This is a genomic window from Candidatus Methanodesulfokora washburnensis, assembly GCF_003947435.1.
Lineage (GTDB): Archaea > Korarchaeota > Korarchaeia > Korarchaeales > Korarchaeaceae > Methanodesulfokora > Methanodesulfokora washburnensis.
On record NZ_RCOS01000156.1, the window covers coordinates 1 to 25846 of the forward strand.

General features: G+C 44.3%; 32 protein-coding genes. 14 read left to right on the plus strand and 18 right to left on the minus strand.

Annotation, left to right across the window (positions count from 1 at the left end):
• Both D6D85_RS13445 and tpiA read right to left on the minus strand, forming a co-directional pair.
• The coding region (locus tag D6D85_RS13445) for a fructose 1,6-bisphosphatase (RefSeq protein ID WP_125672550.1) at window positions 1-268 on the minus strand (268 nt) is incomplete at its 3' end.
• 408 nt (window positions 269-676) lie between these two features.
• Complete coding sequence (gene tpiA / locus D6D85_RS13450; protein WP_125672551.1) at window positions 677-1348, minus strand: triose-phosphate isomerase; 672 nt, start codon at window positions 1346-1348, stop codon at window positions 677-679.
• Between the two features lie 74 nt (window positions 1349-1422).
• Here tpiA and D6D85_RS13455 point away from each other — a divergent pair, with 74 nt between their 5' ends.
• Window positions 1423-3504, plus strand: coding sequence for a sodium-translocating pyrophosphatase (locus D6D85_RS13455; protein ID WP_125672552.1), 2082 nt, complete (start codon window positions 1423-1425; stop codon window positions 3502-3504).
• Here the strand turns inward: D6D85_RS13455 and D6D85_RS13460 are convergent.
• The 3 genes from D6D85_RS13460 to D6D85_RS13470 are packed head-to-tail and all read right to left on the minus strand — an operon-like array spanning window position 3427 to window position 6851.
• A complete protein-coding gene (locus D6D85_RS13460) occupies window positions 3427-4602 on the minus strand; it encodes an ATP-grasp domain-containing protein (protein ID WP_125672553.1) in 1176 nt (391 codons plus the stop codon). The genes D6D85_RS13455 and D6D85_RS13460 overlap by 78 nt on opposite strands.
• Window positions 4602-5993, minus strand: a complete 1392-nt coding sequence (locus tag D6D85_RS13465) for a glutamate-cysteine ligase family protein (RefSeq protein ID WP_125672554.1) — start codon at window positions 5991-5993, stop codon at window positions 4602-4604. Before D6D85_RS13465 ends, D6D85_RS13460 begins: the two co-directional genes overlap by 1 nt.
• Window positions 5994-6851, minus strand: a complete 858-nt coding sequence (locus tag D6D85_RS13470; RefSeq protein ID WP_125672555.1) for an N-formylglutamate amidohydrolase — start codon at window positions 6849-6851, stop codon at window positions 5994-5996. It abuts the gene before it with no gap.
• Window positions 6852-6929: 78 nt separating this feature from the next.
• Between D6D85_RS13470 and D6D85_RS13475 the strand changes: the two genes are divergently transcribed.
• The 7 genes from D6D85_RS13475 to D6D85_RS13505 all read left to right on the plus strand — a co-directional run bounded on the left by D6D85_RS13475 (window position 6930) and on the right by D6D85_RS13505 (window position 12736).
• Entirely contained in the window at window positions 6930-8072 is a 1143-nt protein-coding gene (locus tag D6D85_RS13475; RefSeq protein WP_161969888.1) for an MFS transporter, read from the plus strand.
• A gap of 400 nt (window positions 8073-8472) precedes the next feature.
• Complete coding sequence (locus D6D85_RS13480; protein WP_125672557.1) at window positions 8473-9264, plus strand: class I SAM-dependent methyltransferase; 792 nt, start codon at window positions 8473-8475, stop codon at window positions 9262-9264.
• 55 nt (window positions 9265-9319) lie between these two features.
• Window positions 9320-10015, plus strand: coding sequence for a helix-turn-helix domain-containing protein (locus D6D85_RS13485; RefSeq protein WP_125672558.1), 696 nt, complete (start codon window positions 9320-9322; stop codon window positions 10013-10015).
• Window positions 10012-10251, plus strand: coding sequence for a hypothetical protein (locus D6D85_RS13490; protein WP_125672559.1), 240 nt, complete (start codon window positions 10012-10014; stop codon window positions 10249-10251). The genes D6D85_RS13485 and D6D85_RS13490 overlap by 4 nt, the downstream gene beginning before the upstream one ends.
• Window positions 10248-11351 (plus strand): NAD(P)/FAD-dependent oxidoreductase, encoded by a 1104-nt coding sequence (locus D6D85_RS13495; RefSeq protein ID WP_125672560.1) that lies wholly within the window; start codon window positions 10248-10250, stop codon window positions 11349-11351. The genes D6D85_RS13490 and D6D85_RS13495 overlap by 4 nt, the downstream gene beginning before the upstream one ends.
• A gap of 114 nt (window positions 11352-11465) precedes the next feature.
• Window positions 11466-12086: a rhomboid family intramembrane serine protease gene (locus D6D85_RS13500; protein WP_125672561.1), complete on the plus strand. Its 621-nt coding sequence runs from the start codon at window positions 11466-11468 to the stop codon at window positions 12084-12086.
• Window positions 12083-12736, plus strand: a complete 654-nt coding sequence (locus tag D6D85_RS13505; protein WP_161969889.1) for a peroxiredoxin family protein — start codon at window positions 12083-12085, stop codon at window positions 12734-12736. Before D6D85_RS13500 ends, D6D85_RS13505 begins: the two co-directional genes overlap by 4 nt.
• Here D6D85_RS13505 and cyoE read toward each other — a convergent pair.
• The 3 genes from cyoE to D6D85_RS13520 all read right to left on the minus strand — a co-directional run bounded on the left by cyoE (window position 12711) and on the right by D6D85_RS13520 (window position 14946).
• A complete protein-coding gene (gene cyoE / locus D6D85_RS13510) occupies window positions 12711-13583 on the minus strand; it encodes a heme o synthase (RefSeq protein ID WP_125672563.1) in 873 nt (290 codons plus the stop codon). The genes D6D85_RS13505 and cyoE overlap by 26 nt on opposite strands.
• 71 nt (window positions 13584-13654) lie before the next feature.
• Complete coding sequence (hypE, locus tag D6D85_RS13515; protein ID WP_125672564.1) at window positions 13655-14689, minus strand: hydrogenase expression/formation protein HypE; 1035 nt, start codon at window positions 14687-14689, stop codon at window positions 13655-13657.
• Window positions 14674-14946 (minus strand): HypC/HybG/HupF family hydrogenase formation chaperone, encoded by a 273-nt coding sequence (locus tag D6D85_RS13520; RefSeq protein ID WP_237558860.1) that lies wholly within the window; start codon window positions 14944-14946, stop codon window positions 14674-14676. Before D6D85_RS13520 ends, hypE begins: the two co-directional genes overlap by 16 nt.
• Before the next feature lie 154 nt (window positions 14947-15100).
• Between D6D85_RS13520 and D6D85_RS13525 the strand changes: the two genes are divergently transcribed.
• Window positions 15101-16351 carry a hypothetical protein gene (locus D6D85_RS13525; protein WP_125672565.1) on the plus strand — a complete coding sequence of 417 codons (1251 nt, stop codon included), beginning with the start codon at window positions 15101-15103 and terminating at the stop codon, window positions 16349-16351.
• 100 nt (window positions 16352-16451) lie between these two features.
• Here D6D85_RS13525 and hypD read toward each other — a convergent pair whose 3' ends face one another.
• Together hypD and D6D85_RS13535 are read right to left on the minus strand one after the other, a co-directional pair.
• Window positions 16452-17597 carry a hydrogenase formation protein HypD gene (gene hypD / locus D6D85_RS13530; protein WP_125672566.1) on the minus strand — a complete coding sequence of 382 codons (1146 nt, stop codon included), beginning with the start codon at window positions 17595-17597 and terminating at the stop codon, window positions 16452-16454.
• Entirely contained in the window at window positions 17572-19035 is a 1464-nt protein-coding gene (locus D6D85_RS13535) for a hypothetical protein (RefSeq protein ID WP_125672567.1), read from the minus strand. Before D6D85_RS13535 ends, hypD begins: the two co-directional genes overlap by 26 nt.
• A 46-nt stretch (window positions 19036-19081) precedes the next feature.
• Here D6D85_RS13535 and rnhB point away from each other — a divergent pair, with 46 nt between their 5' ends.
• Genes rnhB through D6D85_RS13555 form a run of 4 tightly spaced genes read left to right on the plus strand, consistent with a single transcriptional unit; the run spans window position 19082 to window position 21238 of the window.
• On the plus strand, window positions 19082-19717 hold the full coding sequence (gene rnhB, locus D6D85_RS13540; protein ID WP_125672568.1) for a ribonuclease HII: 636 nt from the start codon (window positions 19082-19084) through the stop codon (window positions 19715-19717).
• A gap of 57 nt (window positions 19718-19774) precedes the next feature.
• The gene (locus tag D6D85_RS13545; RefSeq protein ID WP_125672569.1) at window positions 19775-20044 is read left to right on the plus strand and encodes a DUF211 domain-containing protein; all 270 of its coding nucleotides are present in this window, start codon (window positions 19775-19777) and stop codon (window positions 20042-20044) included.
• Window positions 20041-20634, plus strand: a complete 594-nt coding sequence (locus D6D85_RS13550) for an HAD family hydrolase (RefSeq protein WP_125672570.1) — start codon at window positions 20041-20043, stop codon at window positions 20632-20634. Before D6D85_RS13545 ends, D6D85_RS13550 begins: the two co-directional genes overlap by 4 nt.
• Complete coding sequence (locus D6D85_RS13555) at window positions 20627-21238, plus strand: hypothetical protein (RefSeq protein ID WP_125672571.1); 612 nt, start codon at window positions 20627-20629, stop codon at window positions 21236-21238. Before D6D85_RS13550 ends, D6D85_RS13555 begins: the two co-directional genes overlap by 8 nt.
• On the opposite strand, the gene D6D85_RS13560 is transcribed toward D6D85_RS13555, so the two are convergent.
• Entirely contained in the window at window positions 21227-21859 is a 633-nt protein-coding gene (locus D6D85_RS13560) for a DUF4443 domain-containing protein (protein ID WP_125672572.1), read from the minus strand. The genes D6D85_RS13555 and D6D85_RS13560 overlap by 12 nt on opposite strands.
• An 81-nt stretch (window positions 21860-21940) precedes the next feature.
• On the opposite strand from D6D85_RS13560, the gene D6D85_RS13565 reads away from it, so the two are divergent.
• The gene (locus D6D85_RS13565; protein WP_125672573.1) at window positions 21941-22408 is read left to right on the plus strand and encodes a DUF4430 domain-containing protein; all 468 of its coding nucleotides are present in this window, start codon (window positions 21941-21943) and stop codon (window positions 22406-22408) included.
• On the opposite strand, the gene D6D85_RS13570 is transcribed toward D6D85_RS13565, so the two are convergent.
• The 7 genes from D6D85_RS13570 to D6D85_RS13595 all read right to left on the minus strand — a co-directional run.
• Window positions 22401-22850, minus strand: a complete 450-nt coding sequence (locus D6D85_RS13570; protein ID WP_161969890.1) for a type II toxin-antitoxin system VapC family toxin — start codon at window positions 22848-22850, stop codon at window positions 22401-22403. The two genes, D6D85_RS13565 and D6D85_RS13570, sit on opposite strands and share 8 nt — an antisense overlap.
• A complete protein-coding gene (locus D6D85_RS13575; protein ID WP_125672575.1) occupies window positions 22781-22960 on the minus strand; it encodes a VapB-type antitoxin in 180 nt (59 codons plus the stop codon). Before D6D85_RS13575 ends, D6D85_RS13570 begins: the two co-directional genes overlap by 70 nt.
• 54 nt (window positions 22961-23014) lie before the next feature.
• Window positions 23015-23377: a secondary thiamine-phosphate synthase enzyme YjbQ gene (locus D6D85_RS13580; protein ID WP_237558861.1), complete on the minus strand. Its 363-nt coding sequence runs from the start codon at window positions 23375-23377 to the stop codon at window positions 23015-23017.
• A gap of 61 nt (window positions 23378-23438) precedes the next feature.
• Complete coding sequence (locus D6D85_RS16520; protein WP_161969891.1) at window positions 23439-23588, minus strand: hypothetical protein; 150 nt, start codon at window positions 23586-23588, stop codon at window positions 23439-23441.
• Window positions 23585-23896: a hypothetical protein gene (locus D6D85_RS13585; RefSeq protein ID WP_125672577.1), complete on the minus strand. Its 312-nt coding sequence runs from the start codon at window positions 23894-23896 to the stop codon at window positions 23585-23587. Before D6D85_RS13585 ends, D6D85_RS16520 begins: the two co-directional genes overlap by 4 nt.
• Window positions 23897-23935: 39 nt before the next feature.
• On the minus strand, window positions 23936-25321 hold the full coding sequence (gene pyk / locus D6D85_RS13590; protein ID WP_125672578.1) for a pyruvate kinase: 1386 nt from the start codon (window positions 25319-25321) through the stop codon (window positions 23936-23938).
• 78 nt (window positions 25322-25399) lie between these two features.
• Window positions 25400-25846, minus strand: a 447-nt coding sequence (locus D6D85_RS13595; RefSeq protein WP_237558862.1) for an ARMT1-like domain-containing protein, incomplete at its 5' end; no start/stop codon positions are given.

Below are 25846 nucleotides of genomic sequence, written 5' to 3' on the forward strand. Positions count from 1 at the left end.
ATAGTCCAATGTCCTTTGCTGCTTCAGCAGCCCTCTTAAATGTATTCCAGGCTATCTCATGGATCTCCTTGCTGTCCTCACCCTTTCTATGGGTCATTATGAGCTGAAGATCATCCCCAACAGATGTCACATAGAAGTCCTCTATCACCCCTTTTTTCCTCTCCTCCTCCAAGGACCTTCTTGCAATATCCAGAAGCTGATCCGGCACTATATGATGGCCTGCAAGGCCTCCAACATCCGCTTTTATCACGGAAATTGTGGTTCTCATGATAGATCCCTATTAAGTAGGTATGGATAAATAAAATTTTTTCTAGAAGCTCTATTCAAGAGTTACTTAAAACATTACGAAGAAGTCCTAAGTGTTAAGGGAAACCCTATAACAGTTTAATGAATAATACAGCAAGAGTTCTGCCTATAATCCTGCACATCTTCAAATAGCATAACTTCAAGAAGCATGTGATGCAGGATCGACATGCGTGCTACTAGCACATATTGCTCTGATCTTCCTCTTATTTTTAGTGTCCTGACCTTAAATAGAGAACATCTTGACATCTGATCCTCTCTTATCACTTTTCTTAAGGCATCTCCTTAATGTGTATACATATTAATTTACAAAAATTATAAATTTGAGGGAACAAGGGATACATACGCTAGGAGCTGAGAAACCAGAATGACTCTAAAATTTGAATGCTCCTGCGAGCTCCATTAGTTTACCTTCTGGATTGCTGCTCTTCGTAACTGCTGTTGCAAGCAGGACTCCATCAACCCCAAGCTCTAAAGCCTTTCTGACATCATCTGCTGTTGTTATTCCAGCCCCGCAAAGCACTCTTACATTTCCCATCCTCTTTATCGGATCCACGGCTTCTCTCACCACCTCTGGCTTCGCTTTTGACACTGAAATTCCGGTTCCTATAAGCTCTGGAGGCTCCACTGCCACTGCAGAGGGCTTAAGAACTGATAGAGCAACGGATTCCATGTTATCAGAGCTGCAGACAACCGAGATAAGCCCAAGCTCATTCATTTTGCTCACTATTCTCCTTATCTCATCTATCCTCAGCTTTCTCTCGCTGTGATTGACAAGAGAACCCTTAAATCCGTATAAAACAAGGGATTCAACAGGTATTTGGCCTGTATAAGCTCCGAAATCCACTGGATCAACATGTTGCAGGAGCACAGGTATATCAAAATTTTTAGCTATATAATATGCATCTATATAATTAGGGGCCACTCCTATGCTAATTCCAGTCTCCCTGCTCACCCTCTCAGCAGCTCTAGCTATCTCAAAAGCACCCTCATGCATCGATTCCCTAAATGCCTTGAAGTTCACAATTATGCTTGGCACGGACATAATACCACCCGCTTATCAGCAAGCTTTTTATATTAACTACTTCCCTTCACCGCTATAAAATAAGGGTGAGAAAAATGCTCCCTTGGGAGCCTATAATTGCAATTTCGGTTGTGCTGGGCATATCAATAGCACTTCTCTTGAGGTATCTCATATCGAGAATGAATCCTGGAACTGAGAGGATGGTGAAGATAAGCAATGCAATAAGAAAAGGATCTATTGCATACCTGAACAGGCAGTACAAAGTGATAATGCTGGTTCTCGCAGTGTTAACAGTACTAATATATGGACTGGATGTAGCTATGAATAAAGGAATTCCCTTCGTATCTGCCTCCTTCATGCTGGGCACGATATCCTCACTCCTAGCTGGCTACGTATCAATGGATGCAGCTACCCTTACCAACACAAGAGCAGCACAAGCAGCTAGGGAGAGCAAAACAAAACCCTTGACGGTATCATTCATGGGAGGGCTTGTTTTAGGCCTTATGGTGGTCTCAATGAGCCTTGCAGGCGTGGCTGGAATGTTCTACCTATACTGGATGTTAAATGGATGGAGCAATGTGGATAAAGTGCCGACACTGGTCATGGGGTTTGGGTTCGGGGCCAGCCTTGCTGCCCTATTTGCACAGCTGGGAGGAGGAATATACACGAAGGCAGCTGATGTAGGGGCAGATCTAGTGGGAAAGGTGGAAGCAGGGATACCGGAGGACGATCCAAGAAACCCAGCTGTTATAGCTGATAATGTCGGGGACAATGTAGGCGACTGTGCTGGTAGAGGAGCTGACCTATTTGAGTCCATATCAGCTGAGAACATAGGATCTATGATAATAGGGGCATCTCTCTACACGATAACGAGAAACATGTACTTCATATTCTTCCCCCTTGTCGCAAGAGCTTCGGGATTAATCGGAACCCTGATAGGATCTGTTTTTGTTAAGCCTAAGGAGGGCGAGATGCCAATAGCTTCCATGAGGAGGGCTCTGATAGCATCCGTCCTGACAACAGCGGTTATATTCTACTTTGTGACATCTTGGTTTGGAAAGGGACACATATACTTGTACATATCATCCCTGCTCGGAATGTTTGCAGCACTGGCAATAGAGGTGGCAATAGAATATTACACTGAGATTCATGGTCCAGTGAAGGAGATAGTTAAGTCAACGGAGACTGGACCTGCAACAACCATACTGTCTGGCTTGGCTGTTGGGATGGAGGCCCCAGTTATACCGACGATAGCAGTCCTCGTGGCACTTGGAGCATCTTACTATCTTGGAAGCCTATTTGGCATTGAAAATGGGATAGATCCACATTATGCTGGAATATATGGAACAGTCGCTGCAACAATAGGAATGCTGTCCCTGACAGGTATAATTCTAGCTATGGATGGCTATGGACCAATAGCAGACAATGCAAGCGGGATAATAGAGATGGGAGGGATAGAGGAGGAAGTTGGAAGCGAGGTGAAGGATGTTCTTGATGCTGCTGGCAACACGACAAAGTCCCTTGCAAAGGGATTTGCGATGGGAAGCGCTGTCATGGCATCTCTTCTTCTGTTCCAAGCATATGTTGATGTTGTAAAAATAACACAATTCAATTTAATAGAGCCAAGAACGCTGATAGGCTTGATAACAGGTGCAGCTCTTCCATTCTTCTTCTCCAGCAGAGCTATAAGAGCTGTGGGGAGAACTGCCTTTGAGATGATAAAGGAGGTAAGGAGGCAGTTCAGGGAGATACCCGGAATACTAGAGGGTAAGAATGAGCCAGATTATGCAAGATGTGTTGATATAAGCACAAGAGCGGCTCAAAAGGAGATGATAGTTCCTGGACTTGTCTCCTTAGCAGCACCTGTTGTAGTAGGCTTCCTTCTCGGTCCAGTGGCAGCAGGAGCCTTCCTTATAGGAGTTACAGCATCTGGAATAATGCTTGCATTCCTAATGAACACGGGAGGAGCTGCCTGGGACAATGCAAAGAAGTTCATCGAGAGAAGCGGAAGGAAGGGAACAGATGAACACAAGGCAGCAGTTATAGGGGATACAGTTGGGGATCCGCTCAAGGATACCGCAGGTCCAAGCCTTCATGTCCTACTGAAGCTGGTCAACAATGTTGCTATAGTCATGGGAGCTGCTTTTCTCATGTACTCCCTCAGCCTTCTTGGCTAACACTTTTTCCCTCACTGCTTTCTCTATCTCACTGCTTATCAGCATTGATGCCCTTCTTAGCAGCTCTGATGTACGTCTATCTAGGATCACACCGACTCCATCCACTATTATAACCCTGTTTGGAAATCTGAATTCCGTTCTCCCTATGGGAACAGATTCTATATCATCGCCATCCAGTAAAAGAGGTGCAAGATGCCCTCCTGCTGATATATTAGTCACTATCTTGTCCTCAGAACTGCTCCTCCTTATCTGAGCACCGGCTATCCTTCCGTTGAGAGCATAAACTCTCATGTCGAATGGGTATACTTTTCCATCCTCAAATCTTATCGGGTATGTCCTCACTCTCTCCTGCACTATGTATGGTTTAGTGAAATCAATATTATTTCTCAATATTTTCAGATCATTAAAGTTTCTTATAATAGTAATTCCTCTCCCTCCGAACTCGTTTGAGGGCTTTATCACAACCTCCTTCCCCCTGCTTATTATCGATGAGGAGGCCTCCTCAAGCTCATCAAAGCTCTTGACAAGGTGAGTTTCAGGCTGTTTTAGCTCCGGTATCATCTTTGTCACCTCTTTTACAGCTTTATAAGTCCTCCACTTGCTTCCTGTCACTATTCCAGCCTCGCTTGGATTTATAACAGGCTGTTTTATCCCAATTGGAAACTTAAAGGTCCTTCTCACCACTAAGTCTGGTATTACTTCACCTCCTTCCTCAAACGACACAAGAGTTGAGCCTATTATTGCAGAGCTCTTTTTTCTTATAAAAACAGCTTTAAATCCCATTTTCTCTGCAGTTTGCTTCAGTTCTATTCTTTCTATCCCAAGATAGCTCTTCCAGTTGTCTGGAACTGATATACCAAGTGTTCTCAACCTTTTTCCTGTCAGCCAAAGATGGTAATTGGAGCAAAGCTCTATGAAATCCTCCATTATAGTCAAGCCTATTAGGTTATCCCTTAGGTCAGGTCTTCTCCTTGCAACATGCTTAGCCAACATCTCTGTATAGTAAAGTCCTGCTGAGACCGCATTTGCCTCTATAAAGTACAAACCATCCTCCCCGAGGAGAAAATCAAAACTTGCATAGGGATAGTAGTAGAGCATCAGCTCTCACCTAGCTTCTCCAAGATCTTCGCCATGTGTCCAATGGGCGTGATCGCCTTAATTATATCATCCGACTCCATTAGAGGTATATATCCCTCCTTTGAGAGAAGCCAGTATCTCTTCTCTATCCTATCGAACTTCCTGACAATCCCGTTTTCCTCCCTGAACTTAAGGGAGTACTCAGGAAAGAGCAGACCCTTCACCTCGCCCGTTACATGAAATCTTTCCCCTGTCAAGCTGATCCCATCCCTTCCTCCGGAGAGGCGGATTGTAGTCACAACTCTGTTCTTCTCCTCAAGCTTTGAGAACTTCTCCTGATCCACTATCTCCGGCATTCCAATTCTGATTATCTCAGGAACTCCTTCCTTCAGGCCTGAGCTCATGGATCCGATGGAGTCTATGTACTCCTTTATCCTGTCCATCATCAGGAGAAATGAATCCCTTGCCTTCACCCTTTCTCCTCCATCTAGGATAAACTCAGCCTCTATTCCGTGCCTTATAGCCCTGCTTCTGTTCCTTTGTAGGTTTTTTCTTTCTCTTATCTTCACACCTTTTCCAACTAGTACAGCTGCCTCGTAAGCAAGTCCCGCTATTATCAGGGCTGTGTCAAGGAGGTACTCCTCGGTTGCTTGATTATCCACTCCCCTCACTTCTACTCTGCTTGATCTCTTGGTTGTGTGAATATCCTCAGGTATGTTAGTGCTCGGCCCTCTTATCGCTATCTCCTTGAGCCTATCTCCAGTTGGATCGAACACCAATTCCGATTTGAAAAGCTTCATTTTCCTGAAAATGACTCCATACCTTGTTTTGCTCCTCTCCCTCCATGGAATGAAGCTCACGGGCCTTTTTCTCATTATCACAGGACCTGATGGCTTGAGAACCCTGCTGTACATCATTCTTGCGCTTCCAAGCCCATGTATTCGGCCATTCATTATGGGGGAGTTTGCAGTCACAGCTATTATCTCTGGAAGGTGGTTTCTGATGTGCATGTAAATTGCAGCTAGCAGCTTGTTTGATGGTGTGCCGTTGGAGGAAATAGATACATTCACATGAGTACCGTTCAGAGGAAGCGGATTGCTCTCAACTGGATGGACGCTTCCGACATATATAAGCTGGTTTGTCCTAATGGCTGCTCTTGCTATCAGCTTTCTAGAGAATTTAACAGCTTCTTCCAGCTCTGAAAAGCCCATTGGCCTGGTAACGTACTCTATTTGGCTCGGATTTGGCTCCCACTGAATGCCCATCAGGTATTTTCTTGCCTTTTCCAGCCTATCTCTATCCCCGCTGAGATCCTTAACCAATCTATGCAGGAGAATCTCTGAGAATCTGGATAGGAAGCCCATCTTGTTCAGGAGGAATAGCTCCTCCTCAAGGCCCACAAGCACCTGCATTTAGAGCCTCTCCACAAAATTAATTAACGCTTTTACAACTCTATTTTCCCTAGCATTGGTGGAGATCTCCACTTGAACTCCCCATGCATCTGGCAGGATTGAGTGAAACCACACAATATCCCCTCCAAATCTGCCCTCTTTTGTGTACTTCACACCATTGCTCTTTAGACACTCCTCCAAAGTCTTAAGAACAGACCTAGGAATTGTCTGACCTGAAAAACATCCTATCTCCACATCATATTCGAGTCTGTTGGATGAGTGTAGATCTATTATTCCCTTTATCCTCTTCTCCAGTATCACTCTCTCCAGAAAAACCCTAGCAGGATATATCCTGGAGCTGTATCTGTTGTAATCAACAAAAATTCTAGATACCTTGGATAGAAGAAGATGTGCTCCTGAGATTCTTGCTATCTCCCTAGCTATTGCTGTTATCTTCTTGTCCTGAAGTGGAGGAGATGAGTGAGGTGCCGTGAGGACAACTGGTTTAATTCCTTCGATGAATTCAAATGCTTTAGCAGCTTTCTCTATAGGATAAGTCATTACATAGCGCGTTGGCCTGTTAAGTCCTATTTTTGACCTTATTCCTCGGAACTTGGACATTATTATCGTCCTTTCTATTGCTTTTCTCATCTCCTTTAGAGCAGCTTCGCTTCCTTCATCCTCTAGGAGGAATGAGAGAGGTATGGAGGAGGTGAGAAGAAGGGACATATTTTCATCCTTCCTGATCTTTCTGATCCTCTTAATTGCTCTCTTCAGTATCCTCTCATCAGGAGCTCTTCCATCAGCTAGATCGTCTTCTATTACTGAGAGCAGGCCATGCAACTTTATGAGCTCAGGGAATGTCTCTATGTTGCTCATTGGCACCGTCAGCTCGCATTACCTAAACTTATAAGCTTTTCTCAGCAAAGGTTAAAAATCAACACTGAAATTCGGACTGTGCAAAACAGAGGAGGAGGGCTAGTAGGGCTTTCTTTGACAGCTATGGTGTTCAATGTCAGCTTTTATGTGGCCACATCTCTTATAGTTCTCTACTTCAAGGACATAGGGATGTCTGCATTTCTCATAGGCCTTTCCATGACTATAACCCGTTTTGGATACGGAATTTCATCGATGGGATCTGGAGCCATGGCTGATAGAGTCGGGAGATCCATCCCGATGTTTATTGGATTTCTCCTAGGAGCTTTGTCGTCCTTTCTTCTCTCCTTCACCAAAAATCAAATTTTAGCAGCACTTCTCGTGCTCTTGATATGGGTTGGATCCGCTGTATACAATCCTGCAGCCATAGCTCTTGTGTCTGATATATCCAACAGCGGGAAGGCAATGCCTTTCAGCCTCTATTACTTCTTCGTCACAGTAGGACAGATCATAGGGCAGACAGCTGCCGGAATTATAATAGAGGGGTACGGATACAGAGCAGCTTTTCTTCTGAGCTCCTTTCTCTCCCTTATAGCAGCTATTATGGTGAGATTGTGGTTTTGGGATGAAAAAAGAGATAGAAAAACTGATGTAATAGGAGATCTCGTTAGAGGAGTGAGGATAATGGCTGAAAACAGGTATTTAAGGTGCTTGGCAATCGCTTTATCCCTGCATGGAATAGGCTTCACAATGTCGTATACCTTCATACCTCTTGTTGCAAGGGCAGATCAAAAGCTGAATGACTCTCAAATAGGGCTTATTCTATCGATATGGAGCCTTGGGAATCTGATAGGCATGATACCACTCGGCAAGATAACAGATAAAATAGGAGGAAAGAAGATGCTGATATATCACCTAGCTGCATCGAGCGCTGTCTGGTGGATGTATCCATTTATCCAAGACATGAGCACAATAGCTGCTCTAATGCTAGTCCAAGGAATTGTTGGAGCCATGGATCTTCCAGCTAGGAGGATGATTCTTGTCGGAATATCCGAAAGAGAGGTTGCAACAGCAATAGGCTCCTTAGATTCCATCACATTTCTCGTAAGCTCGATTGGAAATCTTCTTGCTGGATTAACTTGGGGCATGGGACACTGGGTTCCATTCGTCTTGGGAAGTATCATAAATCTAGCTGGGCTTTTCGTCCTCTTATTGATGAGATGATATCTAGTTCTAGGTTCGGCGAATAAAGCCTTTTACTGTCAAATTTTTCTGTATTCTCACTCAGAAGCATTGCCTGAATTACTTTTATTTTTACAGGGGAAGTAAAGTTCTGTGAGCTGCTCCACGACTAAAGTCGGGAGCTTCCAGCGTTTAGGGCAGGCTTTGCGCCTTTCCCCTCATCTGCTGGTTCGGGGGGGCTCACAGCTCCCCCATCCCATGCCTCTCGTTAAGGCATGGGCTAAAGGCGTCTTGCCTCCCCCACCTCCCTCACGGACTCGGAACATCCGAGCCATTGATTTCAGGAGAAGCTTGTATTTAAGCTTTGCCCATTCATCCCAGAGCTTTAGCTCTGGGTTTTCTGGGCACCCACTTTTATAATTACCAGCTGATACTAAAAGAGATGAAGTACAGCTTCGACATAATAGGATCTAGGGAGAAAGCTGTTGCTGTAATAAAGATGAACTATGAGGGAAATCCAGAGGAGATAGCTGAGGAGATAATGAGAAGGCACAAGAACGTTAAATCTGTTCTTCTAGAGGAGAGCCCTAGGGAAGGAGATACTAGGCTGAGAAAGCTGAGGCTTGTAAAGGGGTCTGAGGACACCGAAGTTGTCCACATCGAGTACGGAATAAGGATAAAGCTTGATCCAAGATTTGTCTATTTCTCCCCAAGAGAAGGAGAGGAGAGGCAGAGGATTGCTAGTAAAGTGAGACCGGGGGAGGAAGTGCTTGTCATGTTTGCAGGAGTTGGACCTTATGCCCTTGCTGTGGCAAAGAGACAGCCAGAGGCCCATGTAATAGGGGTTGAGATAAATGAGGTGGCCTACAAGTATTTCTTGGAGAACATAAGGATAAACAAGATGGAGGGAAGGGTTGAAGCTGTGCTTGGAGATGTGAGAGATGTATGCCCGAGGTTCTTCGGCATGTTTGACAGGGTTATAATGCCGCTTCCGCTTCACGCATACCATTTCTTAGACATAGCTATAAAATGCCTGAAAAACTTGGGAGGAGAGCTTCATTTCTATTACTGGGGAGGGGAGGATGCGTTCGAGAAAGCAGAGATACTAGTAAGGGAAGAAGCCGAAAAACTCGGATTTTCATCAACTGTCCTTGAAAGGAGGAGGGTCTCAAGCTATTCCCCTAGGACATGGAAGGTTAGAGTGGACTTCAAATTGGAAAGAAAACAACATTAAGATTTTAAGTAGACATATGCTAAGTTTTCTGCTCCCCGTGGGAGGATGAAATCCAATGAACCGCAAAAATGAAACAAATTCGAGTTCAAAGCTTGTTGATGAGATAGAAAGGGACCTTTATTCCGAGTATTATGGGAAATATCTTTCGGATCTGGGGAGTATTGTTGAAGAAGCATCGGATGATGCTGTATCTCTTTCCACTAGGAAGTTCATGGACATAATCAATATCGAGAGGCGGAAGTTGAGGGAGAACTTCGTGAACGATGTTGTTTTTTACGCAGGAAAGAGGTTCAGCAACGAGGATATATCTGCCTTGGCTGAGATCTTTGACAATCAGCTGAGCGAGATAGTATCACTGGCCCTCACTGCTATTGCAGATGCTATCAAGGGATATTACAAGTACAGGGAATCCCACACAATGACATCGAAATTGAGGGAGAGAATTGAGGTTATGGTAAGGGATCTCGCCAGAAAGGAGGCAAGGCTCCGCGTGATGGAGGAGATGCTGAAGGGATGCAGTGAGATGGAGAAGGAGAACTATATGAGGGATCCTATGTACAAAGTTCTGGCTTTGCTTGAGGAGAAAGGGCCAATGACAGCAACAGAGGTTGCAAATGAGATAAAGAGGAGCGAGGCAACAGCTAGGAGATATCTCAACAAGCTTATAAGCATGCAGATGGTCTCCAAAGACACAAGCCAGAGGCCATGTGTGTACAAATTCGTGAGAGCTCCTTGGAGGAGGGATGTTTGATAGCCATAAGCCACCCAAATTGCAGGAGAAATGAAATAATAGCTGAGGCCAAGAGAATAGCGGAAGAGCTGGGGATTGAGATAAAGGAGGTTATGTTGAACAGTCCTGAGGGCGAGGAGTATGTGGAGAAGCTGGAGATAAGATATATCCCAGCTTTTATAGTTGGAGATAAGGTCTACTATCTGGAGAAGGTGGATAAGGAGACGATGCTGAGGATAAAGGAGGAGCTCAAGTGAGATGTGATGTCCTAGTGGTTGGAGCTGGTGTAGCGGGTTCCACTCTTTCGATGCTCCTCTCATCAAATGGAGTAGATGTAATACAGATAGAGGCCAGAAAAAGTGTGGTTAGACCCCATTGTTCCGGCATAATTGGGCTTGATGCATGGGAGAGGCTCCCCTTCAGGAAGTCAAGCTGGATAGTTGACAGGATAAACTGGGCAAAGTTGATATCTCCAGGTGGCATTATTCTCAGGACTGATGCTTCTGCTCTTGTCTTGGACAGGGAGAGAATGGATAAGGAGATCTCGGAGGAAGCTGTAAGAAGGGGGACAGAGCTTCTCACTGGAGTTAGGTTTTTGGAGCTGGAAGGAAGAGAAAAAGCAGTAGTAATGGACCAAGAGGGAAAAAAGGAGATAAAGTTCAGGTTTATAGTAGGAGCTGATGGTGCAAAATCAACTCTAAGAAGAGTTTTTCATGAGGACATGCCTCTTTTGACTGGGGTTAATTTAGTCACAGATGAGGGACCAAAGAACGGATATATAGTGAGGATAAGAAGAGGAAGCCTGTTCTCATGGCTTCATCCGAGAGGAGGAATTTTCTACTCAGGAGCCATAGGAAAAGGAGATGAGGCGTTCAGATGGGCCTCCTCTCAGGTGAGACAGTTTTCAAGAGTTCTGGGCGGAGTAATACCTACAAAAACAATGAGAAGATTTGTTAAGTGGAATCTAGCACTTATAGGCGATTCTGCAGGCCAAGTTAAGCCCCTCAGCAGGGGAGGGGTCTTTTACATATCAGAGGCATCGAGGATATTAGCAGAGGAGATCATCAGATCTATGGAGACAGGGAAGAATTTACTGAGAGAATATGAAAGAAGATGGTGGTCCCTGCTGGGAAAGGAGATTGTAATAGGGGAACTTATGAGAAACATGATGGATTCTATGAGCGACAGGGAGATTGACTTTCTTTTCTCGATGCTAGGTGAGATTCATGGGTTTTCCACAGATTTCCAATCAAGCTCCATCCTAAAAGGGGCAGGTATCATGAAATCGCTAGCAGTAGGCTTGAAATTCCCGTTTAAATCTGCTAAATCCTTTATCAAGTTGCTTCTCCCCAGCTAGATCTTATAGCTGACAATGGAACTGCGCTACAAAAAGTTAAATATATGAACAACAGAGCATCTGGGACCCGAACTACCCCACAAGTGAATTCGAGAGTCCCTTACAGGTGATTAGATGAACATCTTTCTGAGCGCTGCTATCGGAATATTAGCTTTCTTTATTGCAAGAGGAAGGGATGAGAGAAATGCAACAGCTGCTCTTATAGCCATAAATCTCTTTGCTTATTTTCTCACCTCAGATTTACTGGAGGCATATAAAAGCATCATAATAGAGTGGGGAAACTCATTGCTCAACATAATATCAAATCCAGCCACCCTAGTGACATCCATGTTTCTACATGCAAACATAGTACATATAGCGCTGAACATGTACGCTCTCTACATTTTCGGAAATATCCTTGAGAAAGGGCTTGGATCAGGGAGATTTCTCCTCATATACATGGCATCCGGCATATTCGGGAACTTGCTATCCCTTCTGATATCCTACTTGGCGAACTCTATATCGATAGGAGTGGGCGCTTCAGGCGCAATTCTTGGTCTATTTGGGTTCATAATGGCATATGAATACAGGATAACAGGAAAAATAGGTTTCAGCAGCATAATAGTCGCTCTTTTTGTCTTAGCTGGCGGATTCATGCCAAACGTAGATGTATCAGCTCATGTAGGAGGGTTCGTCACAGGTCTCATATATGGTTTAATAAGCATGAGACCGGAGAGATATGAGGTGGTATCTTGAGATTGCATGTAATCCTTCTCCTAATTCTGATAGTTTTTACATCTATCGAAGTCCTAGCAGAGCCTAAAGAGGGAAGCAAAATTCCTGAATTCACCCTCACAGTAGTGGGGGCTGATGGAAAAAACTGTACAATTAAAAGCAGCTCTTTGACCGGGAGAACTGTCCTTATAGTTTTCTATGCATATTGGTGCCCTCACTGCAATAAGGAGCTACCCGAACTTGCTGCTGCTTGGAATCAATGCTCAAGGGGAGGAGATATAGCCATACTGGCTGGATTAGGCGGAAACAGCACAAGAGATTATGATCTATTCAAGAAGTACGCTGCCAACGGATGGTACTTTTTATCTGAGAATTATACATTTGCAAAATTATTCGGAATAGAATATATTCCAGTTGTTCTTGTAGTTGACGGAAATGGTATAATAAAGCAGGTGAATGTAGGCGAGGCTGGAAGGGGAAAATATTGTATAGGGATGAATTTAGCTCACAGCACATCTGGGCAGAGCGGAACAAATACCCCATGCGAACAGCAGCCTCAGCAACAACTACAGTCTTGGCAATTGCCAATTCCAGTTGAGATTGCTGTTGTTCTTGTAATAATTGCTTTTGTCATCATAGCTGTTCTCATAAGGATGAAAGGAAAGTCTTGACCAAGTTATCGATGAACATCGCTATGAATATAATTCCTATGAGGGGACTCGCCATTTTGTACATCTTCCTAGCTCCTTCTTTGCTCAGATCCCTCAAGTAGACAACTGATTTGTATAGAAGGAATAATGTGAAGGGCAGAGATAGGATAAGAAACACAAAACCGAACATTTTCATGACAAACATCGCTAGCTCCACTGCTGTAAGCAGAGAAAGAGCTGCTATTATTGTTTTCACAGTCCGTTCAACTCCATATGCAACGGGAAGCATGGGTATCCCTGCTAACTCATAGTCCTCCTTATAGTATATTGCTATGTACCATATGTGAGCAGGTATCCACAGCATCACAGTGAGGGCCATGAGCACGCCCTGAAGGTCTATCCTGCCGGAGGATGCAGCCCATCCAGCCAGAGCTGGAGCTCCTCCTGCAATCCCTCCGAGCACTATTGACATTGGATTTCTTCTCTTAAGCCATAAAGTGTAGAGAAATATGTCTGATATGAGGCCCAGCATCACGGCTACTGCCACATAGATGTTTATCAGGAGCGATACGGAGAGGCCTGAAAGAAATAAAACAATGCCGAATATCAACCCCTCTGAGGGAGTAAGACGGCCCTGAGGAATGGGTCTTGAGGAAGTTCTCCTCATCAAGGAGTCTATATCTGCTTCTAAGGCCATATTCATTGCTGTTGTTCCGGATATTGAGAGAAGCATGCTTGCTATCAAGTGAACAGCATTAACAATACTTATAGAACTTATATTCGTGAGATAGGCGAATATCGATGTCAGGAGGAGAAGAAATGTCTGTTTGGGCTTGGTAAGCTCTATATAATCCCTGAGTTGAGCCATAAGATCTGCTGAACTAGGAGAATAAAAACTTTTTTGTCGAATAGCCTTATTGATTTGACACAGCAGGAAAATCAGCAGATTCTCGGGACTATCTCTCCCGATGGGGGCTCTAGAATTCTGTGACCCCCTACTTCACTTTTATAAAGAACTATTCCCTTAAATCTCTCCGCTCTCCTGACCTCACCTATCTCAGAGGAATCCGGAAAGCCTGATTTTCTAAGCTCGTCCAGAAGTTCATCGCATACGCTTCCATCGACAGCTATAACTGCCTGACCCTCACTAGCTAGAAAAAGAGGATCTATCCCGAGCATCCCAGCATAAGAGGCAACCTGTTCCCTGAGAGGGATTTTCGATCCATCAACCACTATTATTTTCCCGCTCTGTTTTGCCCAGTCGTTCAAGACCATTGCAAGCCCTCCCCTTGTGGGATCCCTAGCAGCATGAATTTTTCCCTTGAACTTCCTGAATACATCAAGAAGACCGGTTAGAGGCCTTAGATCACTCCTTAAAGATGAGCTTTCAAGGCTTATGCCCTGCTGAAGGGCAAGTATTACTGCCCCATGGTCCCCCAAATGCCCCGTCACTACTATTCTGTCTCCCTCTCTGACCCTGTCAGTTATCAGCTCATCCTCCTTAGCAATGCCTATTCCTGTAGTTGAGATCACAATCCCATCTACAGAGCCCCTGGGCATCACCTTGAAGTCCCCTCCTATCAATGAAACTCTCTCTTTTGTTATCACCTCCATGAAGGACTTTATGACGTCATCAAGCAACTTCTCATCGAAGCCCTCCTCAACTACAATGGAATCCAGCATGGCCACGGGCCTAGCTCCCATCATTACCACATCGTTTATCGTTCCAGTTGCGGCAAGTGCCCCTATATTTCCGCCGGGAAAGTTTATCGGCTTCACGGTATAGGAATCCACGGATACCACTAGATGAATTCCTTCTATAAATAGGGATGCTCCATCATCGAGGAGATCAAGTCCCACTCCGTTCATAGCTCTCTTTAGCTCCTCCGGAACTCTTCTGACTATCAACCTATCGACTATCTCCTCTGTCTCCTTTCCCCCAGCACCATGAGCGAGCGTCACCTTTCCAGCCACTCCTTCATCACCTCCTTTATTCTTTCCTTTGTCTCAGGATCATCTGCCATCTCAACATAGTAGCCCATCAGCTCCTCTAGCTCATCCCTTCCGATTTTCTCTATCGCAGCCCCGGCATGAACTACGACAAAATCCCCCTCCTTCACATCATCAACAACAAGCAGAACCTCCCTTTTCGACCCTCCACCGAAATCCACTATCGCTGAGTATCCCTCTACCTTGACTACCTTCCCAGGTACCCCCCAGCACATGAGCATCACTTTGGAGAGCCGAGAATAAGAGCTTAAAAATCTATCAAGAGAACCGTGTTGAATATCACTTCCTCCCGCTTAGCTAAATTTTTAATTAATAAAGCCTATAATTAAAAAAAACTTTATATTATTTCCGGTGCTGTAATATTGGGGTGGCAATATGAGGAAGATCTGGGCCATTCCCGTAATACTCCTTCTCCTCCCCATGGTAGTAGCAGCCAGCCAACAGGACGATCTGAGCATTCTCTTCAACAGCTGGCTTGAGGGAAAGCCAAAGGCACTGATAAAACTGAATGTTGAAATTCCGAAGGTGGAGGGAGCTGAGAAATGCTTCCTCGCTGTGCACAGGTTCCCAACTCCATATAACCCAACAAAGGATCCGAAACACACAGAGATCGTGTACAGAGGTGTGGTTCCATGCGGCTCGACGATCACGGTGAAGAACTTCATAAACATGATTCAGGCCGGTGCTAAGGTGGAAAAGGGTGAGATAAAAGCTGTTTATGACTCCCCCGAGTATGCAGTCGTGGTAATTACATCGAATGGGTACAGCTTCAGCAGGATACTGCAGACATCTGTTGAGAAGCCCATAACAGATTTGAACATAAAAGCAGAGCTCAAAAAACCAGAGGCAACTCTTGGGAAGGTATTGCCTTCATCAAAAGATCTCCTTGGAGCTGCTGAATCAAGCTGCTCCATCACAGTAGGACCAGATGGTACTGGGTACTGTGCAGCTAAAACAAAGCTCACATACCTGAACAGCATACCAGGTTTAAGCGTTTCATTCAGATTAGTTGATACAAGTCCCCCATCCGCAATGTATCTGGAAGGATGGGGTGCAGCATGCGCCACAGATTCTGATCCAAGCAAGCCATGTCCAGCAGGCTTCTGGGGATCGCAGGGAAAGAAGCTTACATATTCTACAACTGGTGAATCTACAGCTTCTATATCAGGTGGTCAGAGAGCGATAGTGTGGGGATCTGTACTCTATAAGTATGAACATTGGGTATACGAGGATTATCCAGTCTACTATGTGTATGACTTCCTCTATCCGCAGGAGATCGCAGGCCTATTACCTCTTCAGATGGATGGATACTATCAGGAACCTTCACCACTTCCAGGGTATGCTCGTGGTCCTTTTGTGGGCAGCAGATCCATCAACTTCTGGCCAGTATACGACAGCGATAACAAACTTCCGCTCAGCACATCCATAAGCGTTGGCATTAGCGTCCCATCAGGGCCCTACTCACTATCATTATCGATATCAGTGAGCCCATATGAAGCAGGATCGGTTCAGTACGATACACCTCGTGTGGATGTAAACGATATCAGTGGCAAAGACTACGGGTGGTACTGGTGGTGGTACAAGGATAACGATGCAATGACGTATGAGGTCCAGTTCGGGGGATAATATCCCATCTTCTCCTTTTTTCTTTTTTAACTATAATCAAAATATATTATGAATTTTTATCAGCACAGGTCTGGTTCTTGCTAGTTTATAAATTCTATTTTTATATTCCTATCTCCCTTGCAACTTCATCAGCAAGTCCTCCTCCCCCAAACCTAGCCCATACAGCGCATGTCCCCTCCATGGAAACCATGCATGGACCGAATGGGTTGGATGGAGTGCATGCTTTCATGAACATCGGACAATCGGTGGGCTTTGCAACCCCAAGAACAACTTCAGCGCATTTACAACCAGGAGGCATGTCATAGCTCCACTCCTTCTGCTTCTCCACAAGATGGAGAAATGCATTGTTATCCGAGAAGCCATCCGATAAATCCAGTCCGCTTCTTTCTATGAATCCAAGACCTCTCCAAGATGCATCCTCTTCCTCAAAAACCCTGTTTATCAGCTCCTTTGCCTTAATGTTTCCATGAGGTTTTACAACCCTGTTGTACTCTATTTTAACATCTACCTCTCCTCTGTTGAGCATCCTGAGAAGCATGGCCACTGATACTAGCACATCTATGGGCTCAAATCCTGATATGACTGCAGGTATACCGAAATCCTTTGCTATAAAAATCCAGGGATCAGACCCTATTACTGCAGAAACATGACCTGGTGCAATTACCCCATCAACTTTTTCCCCTTTACTGGCACCGTACTCCAGCGCATACCTAGCAGCAGGAGGAGTTAGCCTCAGCACGCTCATGAAGAACAGATTTCTAGGAACTTTATTATTGTAAAATAAAATTGCATAGCTTGGAGCTGTTGTCTCAAATCCTATTCCGAGGAAAACAGAATCCCTTCTATATTCCTCAGCATCTTGGACAGCATCGAGAAAGCTGTAAACAATTGACACATTTCCCCCAGCAGATCTTGCATCTGACAGGCTTTTTGCTCCATTGATGGGCTTTAGAGCTGGAAGTTTGTAGGCATCCCCGAAGGAATATACCCTTATTCCCCTCATAGCGAGCTCCACTGCTTTCTCTATGTAGTAAGATGGAGTTATGCAAACCGGGCATCCGGGGCCTGCAACTAGCTCAACATTACCGGGCATCAGAGTTCTCAGCCCATAGTGAACAGTTGTCCACTCATGAGTGCCACAGAAGTTCATAAACCTGACTTTTCTGCCGATTTTGGATGCCTCCTCCCTTATTATCTCACTTAAAGCTGATGAAATTACCCTACTTTCTCCTCTTTCTTCTCTCATAGAGCTCCCTCCTCACTAGATATTCCGCTCTGGATATCCTGCCGCTTTTATACTCCCTTTCAAGCTCCATCAGGTATTTCTCCCGGCTTTTAGTTCTTCTTATTACTAGGAGTATAAGAAGAAGAGAAACGGATATTATAAGAACGATTATTAAGGCCGTTTCAGTCGCCAGAGGAGTTATGTATCTCTGTTTCTCCTCGGCTACAACTCTCTCCGGGATTGTCCCATTGACCTCGGCTGAGAAAACTCCGCAAAGGAGCTTTGCCATGAATACACCTGATGTTGCGTTGAATTTCAGCTCCTTTAACCCGCTTTCAACGACCTCGGATCTGTTCATCGATCCAACTCCCCAGAGCAGAGTGCATCTAGCAGATGAGTTTATCTCAAGAAGAGCACTTTTATCCGTGAGATTTAACAGTTTTAAACCTATGGCTGGAGTTCTCACGGGTATCCTCTTCCTCACACCGTTGCATGAGAGCTCCAAGAATCCGCTGAAACCTTGGCCTAGCTTTCTCACATCATCATCTGATAGTTTAATAGTTCCATTACTAGATAATCCTGATATATTTGATATATTCCACCTCAGCTCGCATTTTCCCACAATCCTGATGTTCAGGTCAATTCCAGAGCTAAGGAAAAGCTCTGGAGGAACTATTATATCGGGAGTAGTTATGTTAAACCTCTCCTTTCCGCAGACTAGGGATGCATTTACCCCTGGAGGAAGGGAAAATGAGGTATTTCCCCTTACTTCTATGGCTTTCTTAACTCCATCATAGGTCAAAGAGCACACAGTGGGATAAGCGCTCCTTATCCTGACTGTATCTCCCTCTTGTTCGACTGTAAATGGTTTTGAGAATCTCACGGGTATTGTTATATCAGCATACATGCCCGATTTTGTGAATACTAGCACATGGATAAGTCCGTATGTCTCGCTATCGGACCTGAGTATGAAGGCATCTGCAAGCTGCGGCGAGCTTCTCTCAGCCCCTATTCCCACCTGATGATACCCTATTCTCAAGCTGGAGTTCACAACTATCAAATAGCTTCCTGAGTAATTTCCATATACCTTCAGGAACAAATCCCTTCCTACTGGAAGCCAAGAGCTGTCCAACTTGGTGTCATTAATGTAAAACCCGTATTTCAGGTCAACTTTTCTGTCAGATCCTTTCCTTAGAACCACAGTTCCGTTTGAGATATTTGCTCTCTCATAGATAAAGCCGGGACTTGCCACGTACAGAATACCTTGAGTCTCATTTACTGAGGCAATGCCGCTTGAGTTGGCCACTGTTATCCTCTTTATATTTCCCATATAATCGGCGACCATAACAAGGGCAAATGGGACAGGAAGGCCATGTTCATTCACAACTCTGATCACGGACTCCGCTGATAGAGGAGCTACCTGAATCAGCAGCAATAGCAGGAGGACTGTAAATCTCATCGTGAGGACAATAAGATTTTATTTTTAATCGTTCTCCTCAAGCTAGATGAGATATCTAGGAATAGATGAGGCTGGAAGAGGACCTGTAATAGGTCCAATGGTTATATGCGGTGTCTTAGCTGATGAGGAATCAATAAGGAAGCTTGTGGAGATAGGAGTTAGAGACTCGAAGCTCCTCAGACCCAACAGAAGGAAAGAATTATCCGAAAAAGTGAAAGATGTTGTCATAGATTATATGCTTTTGGAAATATCTCCCAAGGAGATAGATATCGCAGTGCTGGGCAGAGGGCTGAACAGACTCGAAGCTAAAAAAATGGCATACATAATATCAAAATTTGATTTTGACATAGCAATAGTTGATGCCCCCGGAAGAAAGCCTGAAAGATTCGGATACATGCTTAAAAGGCTTACAGGGAAGGAAGTAATTGCTGAGAACTTTGCTGATAGGAGATATCCCGTCGTAAGTGCTGCTTCAATACTTGCCAAGGTAAGAAGAGATGAGATAATAAGAGAGTATGGGGAGATATACGGAGATATTGGATCCGGTTATTCCTCCGACAAAAGGACGGTTATTTTCCTGAAAAGATACATGGAAGAGCATGGAGATCTGCCGGAGATAGTGAGAAGATCTTGGAGAACCTCTAGGGAGATCCTCTCGGACCTAACTAAGTTTCTAAAATAATTTTAGAGTATATACTTTCGTATCAAGATTTTTAGCTGGGCTTTCCCCAGCTCATATATGAGCTCACGCAAGCCCTCCATAAAGAGGATTCTTCTGGACGTGCTCAAGCCCAGAGAGATTCCTACAATTGAAATATCCAAAAAAATATGTGAAATTGACGGGATATCTAATGTAACAGTTGTTGTGACAGAGGTGGATGCGAGGACTGAGACCCTCAAGGTGACAATTAGAGGGGAGGATATCTGCTATGAGAAAGTTGCAAGCACACTGCAGGAGGGAGGATGCGTTGTGAGGAGCGTGGATGAGGTAGAGGTGGGCATGCAGTGAGATATGAGCTGTTGATCACGGATCTTGACGGAACTCTTGTTGACTTGGGAATAGACTGGGATCAGTTAAGAGAGAGGATAAGGAAAACAATGGGGTGGAGCCATCCATTAAAGCCGCTTGGACCCAGCATTCCAGTAGCAGCTGGCGGGGATAGAGAAAAAATAGAAAGCGCCTTTAAAATAGTTGAAACAGCTGAAATGGAGGCTGCTATGAGAGCTGAGAGGGATGAAAAGCTGATTTTATCACTAACTAGATTGAGAAATTTAGGCCTTAGAATTGGGCTTGTCACCCTTCAAGCGATCAATCCAGCCTTAACTGCGCTGAGAAGACTTGGTGTACTTGAGTTCTTCGATGCCTTTGTCACAAGAGAGATCAGCTTGAGCAGGGAGGAACAGTTGAAGATCGTCATGGAAAAGCTCATGGGAGTGCCAGAGAGATCCATATTCGTTGGAGATACAGAGATGGATCTCGAATCCAGCAGAAAAGTTGGTTGTTTTTTCATATCTGTTGGTAAAAGGGTGAGAGGTGAGTTCTCAGCCGAGAGCTTCTACCAAGTGCCGGATATAGTAGAGGTGTTGCTAAATGAATAAAATATATTTAACACTTAGATCCATGAAGCCCGGCTTGGAGAGAGGGATGTACATAGGGCCTATTGTTCTGGGTGGAGTTAAATTCGATAAAGCATTTCTTGTGGAGGAAAAGGGAGATGAAGTCGAGTATAAGAGGATATCCGGTCTATCAGATCAGGGAAGTCTGACTCTTGTTGAGATAAGAACACAGGCATGCCAAGAGGATGCTGCAACAAAGATAAACAGAATGATTCTCCTTGCTGAAGAAAATAGTGAGTTCAGTTCTTGGACAATAAGCTTCAGCATTTGGATGGAGGATTTGCTTGATCCAGATATCATGAGCTCCCTTATGCTTCTGGATGATTCCTCTAAAATAGATTTCCTCACAAGCTTCTTCAGAGACCTTAGCCCGGTGAAAAACTTGAGATCATTTTTCGACGAGGAGGAAGGACCTTCCTCAGATATGCTATTCATCTCCTTCAGGTTGAATGATGTAGAATTCTTCGTGTTTTCAAGGCCTCTTCTCATCGAGGGAGAGCACAGAATGGAAAAGCTGAACAGAAATGAAGCTATTAAAGCTTTTGATGTATTTAGCAGTGTTATAAAAAGGTTGTCAAGCTTTTGAAAGAAGATCAGGCATAAGGATGGAGATAGCCGCTGCAAGAGCTCCGTACATAGCTTTCATCTCATCAGATGCAGATCCTATAACTATTACATCCCCCTCCTCCGGTCTCAATTTCCCCAGTATTATCTCAGCATCCCTTCTGTTGTAGATGGATATGTCTATATCCGGTGGCATCAGCAGCTTTCCATTTCTAAAGATGAGAGTTGTTGCTCCAGATGCTCCAAATATAACTGCTATATCCCTCTGTTCAACTCCCATTTTTATCTTATCAGCGGAGTTCTTCAGCAAAATTGCATAGTTCTTTGGGGCAACGGTCAGGCTTATTCCCTCAAGCTCTGTCTCGGATTTTATCCATTTTGAGATCTCATCTGCAATTTTCCTTCCCTTCTCAGTTAGAAGGCATCCTCCTCTCATTGTCTTGACAATGCCCTCTCTCTTCATCCTGCTTACTATGTTCTTCACAGCTCCCTCCCCTATTCCAAGCTTTCTTGCAAGATATCCCCTTCCAGCTGGTCCATCCCTGAGGATAAGAACTGTTTTAACTACATGTAATATATTAAAACTGGGAGCTGGACCGGGTGCTCTCGACCTCACCAAAGTCAGGAGATCATACAAGCTCATATTGTCTTCAAGAAAAGACAAAAATATAAATGTGAACAAAAATCTTTATATAATGTCTGGATAATCCATCCTAGATCTTACATGGAGAGAAAGGATCTCATCATATCAGCTCTTCTCGTTGTTATCCTGATTTTAGCCGGAGTTTTAGCAAAATACAGCCAAGATTTATCTTATTGTAGGGATCAACTTAGCGAAACAGCTAAATGCATGAAATATGTTCTTAAGGTTAATCTTCTCATAGATTATGGGAACGGGACGAGGAGATGGCATAATGGAACCCTTGTTCCGTTGGGCTCATCCCTTCTCAACGCGACAATGCAGGTTGCATCAGTTAACTACACTTTAGGAACTTATGGGGCCTTTGTAAACTCGATAAACGGGATAAACAATGACAAAAGTAGATCAATGTACTGGATGTACTGGGTATTTAGAGATGGAAAATGGGTTCTGGGAGAGGTTTCAGCCGACAACTTCAGGCTTAAAGATGGAGATATCGTGGCATGGTTCTATGAAAACTGTAGCAAATGGCCGCCAGAGCCACCTAAATGATTATGCACTTTATTCCAAGGGTTTTGGCTGCCCTTCCTATTTCCTCATCGCAGGTAACTAGCTCCATTCCTCTCTCTTTTGCAACAGCAAGATAAAGGGATTTCTCTGCTGACATCCCCATCCTAGATATCTCCAAGGCCGATTTAATGTGCTTTTTTATCCCCACTCTCCTGAATGGTATCCTAGATAGCGCTTGAATGAGCTCTTCCGATGCAGATGAATCGATTTTACCACTTTTCTCGGCATCTCTTACTGCTGATAGAACTCTTGTTAAGGAGATATCCAGTATGTATGCTCCATCCATCAGCAGAGCTTTTATTTCATCTCTTCTTCCGAGGATATATGCCTCCAAGCTGCTCCCATCGAACAGCCTCATTCTCTGTAAATCCTCCTCAGCACTCTGTCCAGCTCCTCCAATGATCTTCTCATCTCCACCTTCCATGCAAGATCCTCCAGATATCTTTTAACCTCCTCTGATATGTCGACACCAGCCTCCTCAAGTATCTCCTTTACCCTCTTCTTCACTCTAACGCTCACAACAACTGTGTCCACTTGAAAACGAATTGTAAACAGGATATAAACAGAACTTGTATAGATTAATGCTTTTTAATCACCAACTACTGTTATAACAACTTTCCTCTCTCTAGGGCCATCAAGCTCGACAAGCATAAGATTCTGCCAAGTTCCCCTCATAAGCCTTCCGGACACAACTGGGAAGGCCCTTGAAGCTCCTATGAAGGATGATGCTATGTGAGCATGAGCATTGTCATCTATTCTGTCGTGTTCCCATCCTTCCCTGACAAATTCCTCCTTTATCTTCCTGATTATATCCCTGATAAGTCCCGATTCGTTCTCATTTGCTATAAGAGCAGCTGTTGCATGAGGAAGATGAACTAGGCATATCCCACTTGATATTCCCGATTTCCTGACTGAATCCTCCACCAGATCGGTTATATCTATTACTTCCATCCTGTTTTTGCTTCTAACAGTTATTATATCGGTGTAGGAGGCCAGCTCACCACCCTCTACATCATTCCCTCTGTTTTTTATACTTAAACTTTTTTGGATGGTAGTATCTCCTGAGGAAGGATAAAAGAGGGCAGCTCTTCTTCAGGACAAGAATTCTAACTGCCGCAAGCAGGATCAGAAGGGCTACAAGAAGTATCAAAATGAAATTCATTGGATCTCCTCCTGTTTATCATGCTTCATCTCCATTTTTATCTCAATTACATCTCCGACAGTTGGCCTTCCCAGCATCGAGTACTCGTCCTCTGAGAGCCTCACCACAAAAGAGTACACCTGTCTCTGGGGAACTGGAAGCCTGAGATACTTCTCAAAAGCCCTCATGACAGCAAATGCCATCTCCTCCTCCTCACTCTGAGGGGAGGGATATTCCTGCATAATCGTGCTGGATGGCCTGCCCAGCAACATCTCAACTCCCTCATCCACCTTCCTGACCTCGAGAACCTCAAGCGTGATGGTCAGCATGAGCTACAGCACAGCACCACTATATAAATTTACAGAATTTCAGAGAGAATCTGCTGTTGATACTCTTCTCACCCTTATCACCTGCTCATAATCCCTTAATCCATATGTTAGGACAGCTAGTTCTCCTTCACTAAGCTCTTTTTCGTTTAAAAGATCTGTATAAAGCTTATCCAAGCCATCATAGTAGCTATCTGCTGGTATAACTCTTGTATCCAGTCCCCACATTATGGCAAGCTTCCTAGCTACCTTGATTGATGGAACTCCGACATAAGTCCTTGTTTTTGGCCTTAAAGATGAGATTATAGCAGCTGTAGTCCCCTTCATTGAGTATATAAGAAGCTTTCCTCCCAGATCTTCCGCGAGCTCTACTACCCCTTTTGCATATCTCCTCTTCACGCTCTCCCCCATTCTGTTTACATTTATTGAATAGAAGCTCTCAGCTCTTTCAGCCACCTTCTTCAGCCATTTCACAGCCTCAATTGGATAGCTTCCGGCTGCAGTCTCCCCTGTTAGCATCAGAGCATCTACACCTTCCTCAACAGCATTTGCTATATCGACTACCTCAGCCCTGGTCGGCACTGGACTTGACATCATCGACTCCAATAGCTGAGTTGCGACTATAACGGGTTTTCCCATCCTCAATGTCTCCCTAACTATCCTTCTCTGGAGCATTGGTATTTCCTCCAGACCAAAGTTCATTCCCAGATCTCCCCTTGCCACCAAGACGGCATCTGAGAGCCCTATTATCGAGTCTAAGTTCTCGACAGCTGATTTATTTTCTATTTTGGAGATTAAGTATATATCCGGATTTAACTTATTTATAATGTTTCTCACATAGAGAATATCTTCTCCTTTTCTCACCAAGCTTATACCCACATAGTCAACCTCATCGCACATCGATTCCAACCCACTTACATCATCCTCTGTGAGAATGGGCATGTTGAATTCTCTTTCTGGGAATGATACTGCTTTCTCAGGTTTTAATACACCATCTGTCAGGGATTCGGCCAAAAATGATTTCTTTCCCCTGCTAATTATTTTAAATCTCATTCTTCCATCATCCATCACGAAAACATCTCCTTCTCTCACTTTCTCCATTACCTCCTCATTTGGAAAAGGGATTATTTTGTCCTCGGGAGAGAACTCATCCAGAGAGAAAGTGACCTTATCCCCAGCCTTCACGGATATCGCTTTAGAGAAGTTTCCGAGCCTTATAGATGGGCCTCTCACATCCACTATCACTGCTACTGGTCTCTTGATGTCACCTTCAGCCCTTCTCACAGAGCTTATCAGACTTTTCCAGAAGGCTAGATCTCCATGAGCAAGGTTTATCCTGAAGCCTGAGATTCCCTCCATTAGAAGCATCCTTATCTGGTCATAATCTCTGGTGGAGGGCCCAAGAGATGCGATCAGTTTGACTCTCATTACCGATAGTGGAATAATAGCATAAAAAGTCTTCTTGAAGTTATTTGAAATTTAAGGAAAGGGTAAATATCTGCTGGCTCAGGATCCTTTAAGATACTGTTCCACTTTACTTCCACTTATAATAACGGGCGCATTCTTTGGCACCTTGAACATTCTCGCAAGTACATCGCACTTTGCCCTGAAAAGGTGCAGAGATTCCATTCCTCCGCGCTCTATGCATGCCTCCAAGTTCGCTATTCCCTTGGCTATTAAGAAGCCATCGACATGCAGAACAGGAGGTGTACTGCATTGAGTCTCCATTATCTCTATCCCTTCAGCTTCCAGATCATCTCTCAGCACATCTATCTCGTAGCTTTCTTTGCGCACCACCATGATGACCTCATGACCTCTCCTTTTCATGATCTCTGCTAAAACAACATCTATCAGGGCTTCTCCAGCATTGTCCAGAATTATGTATACATTTTTTGGGATCTCGATGTGCTCCTCTAATGCCGGTTTCTCCCATATGGCTTCAACCAAATCCCT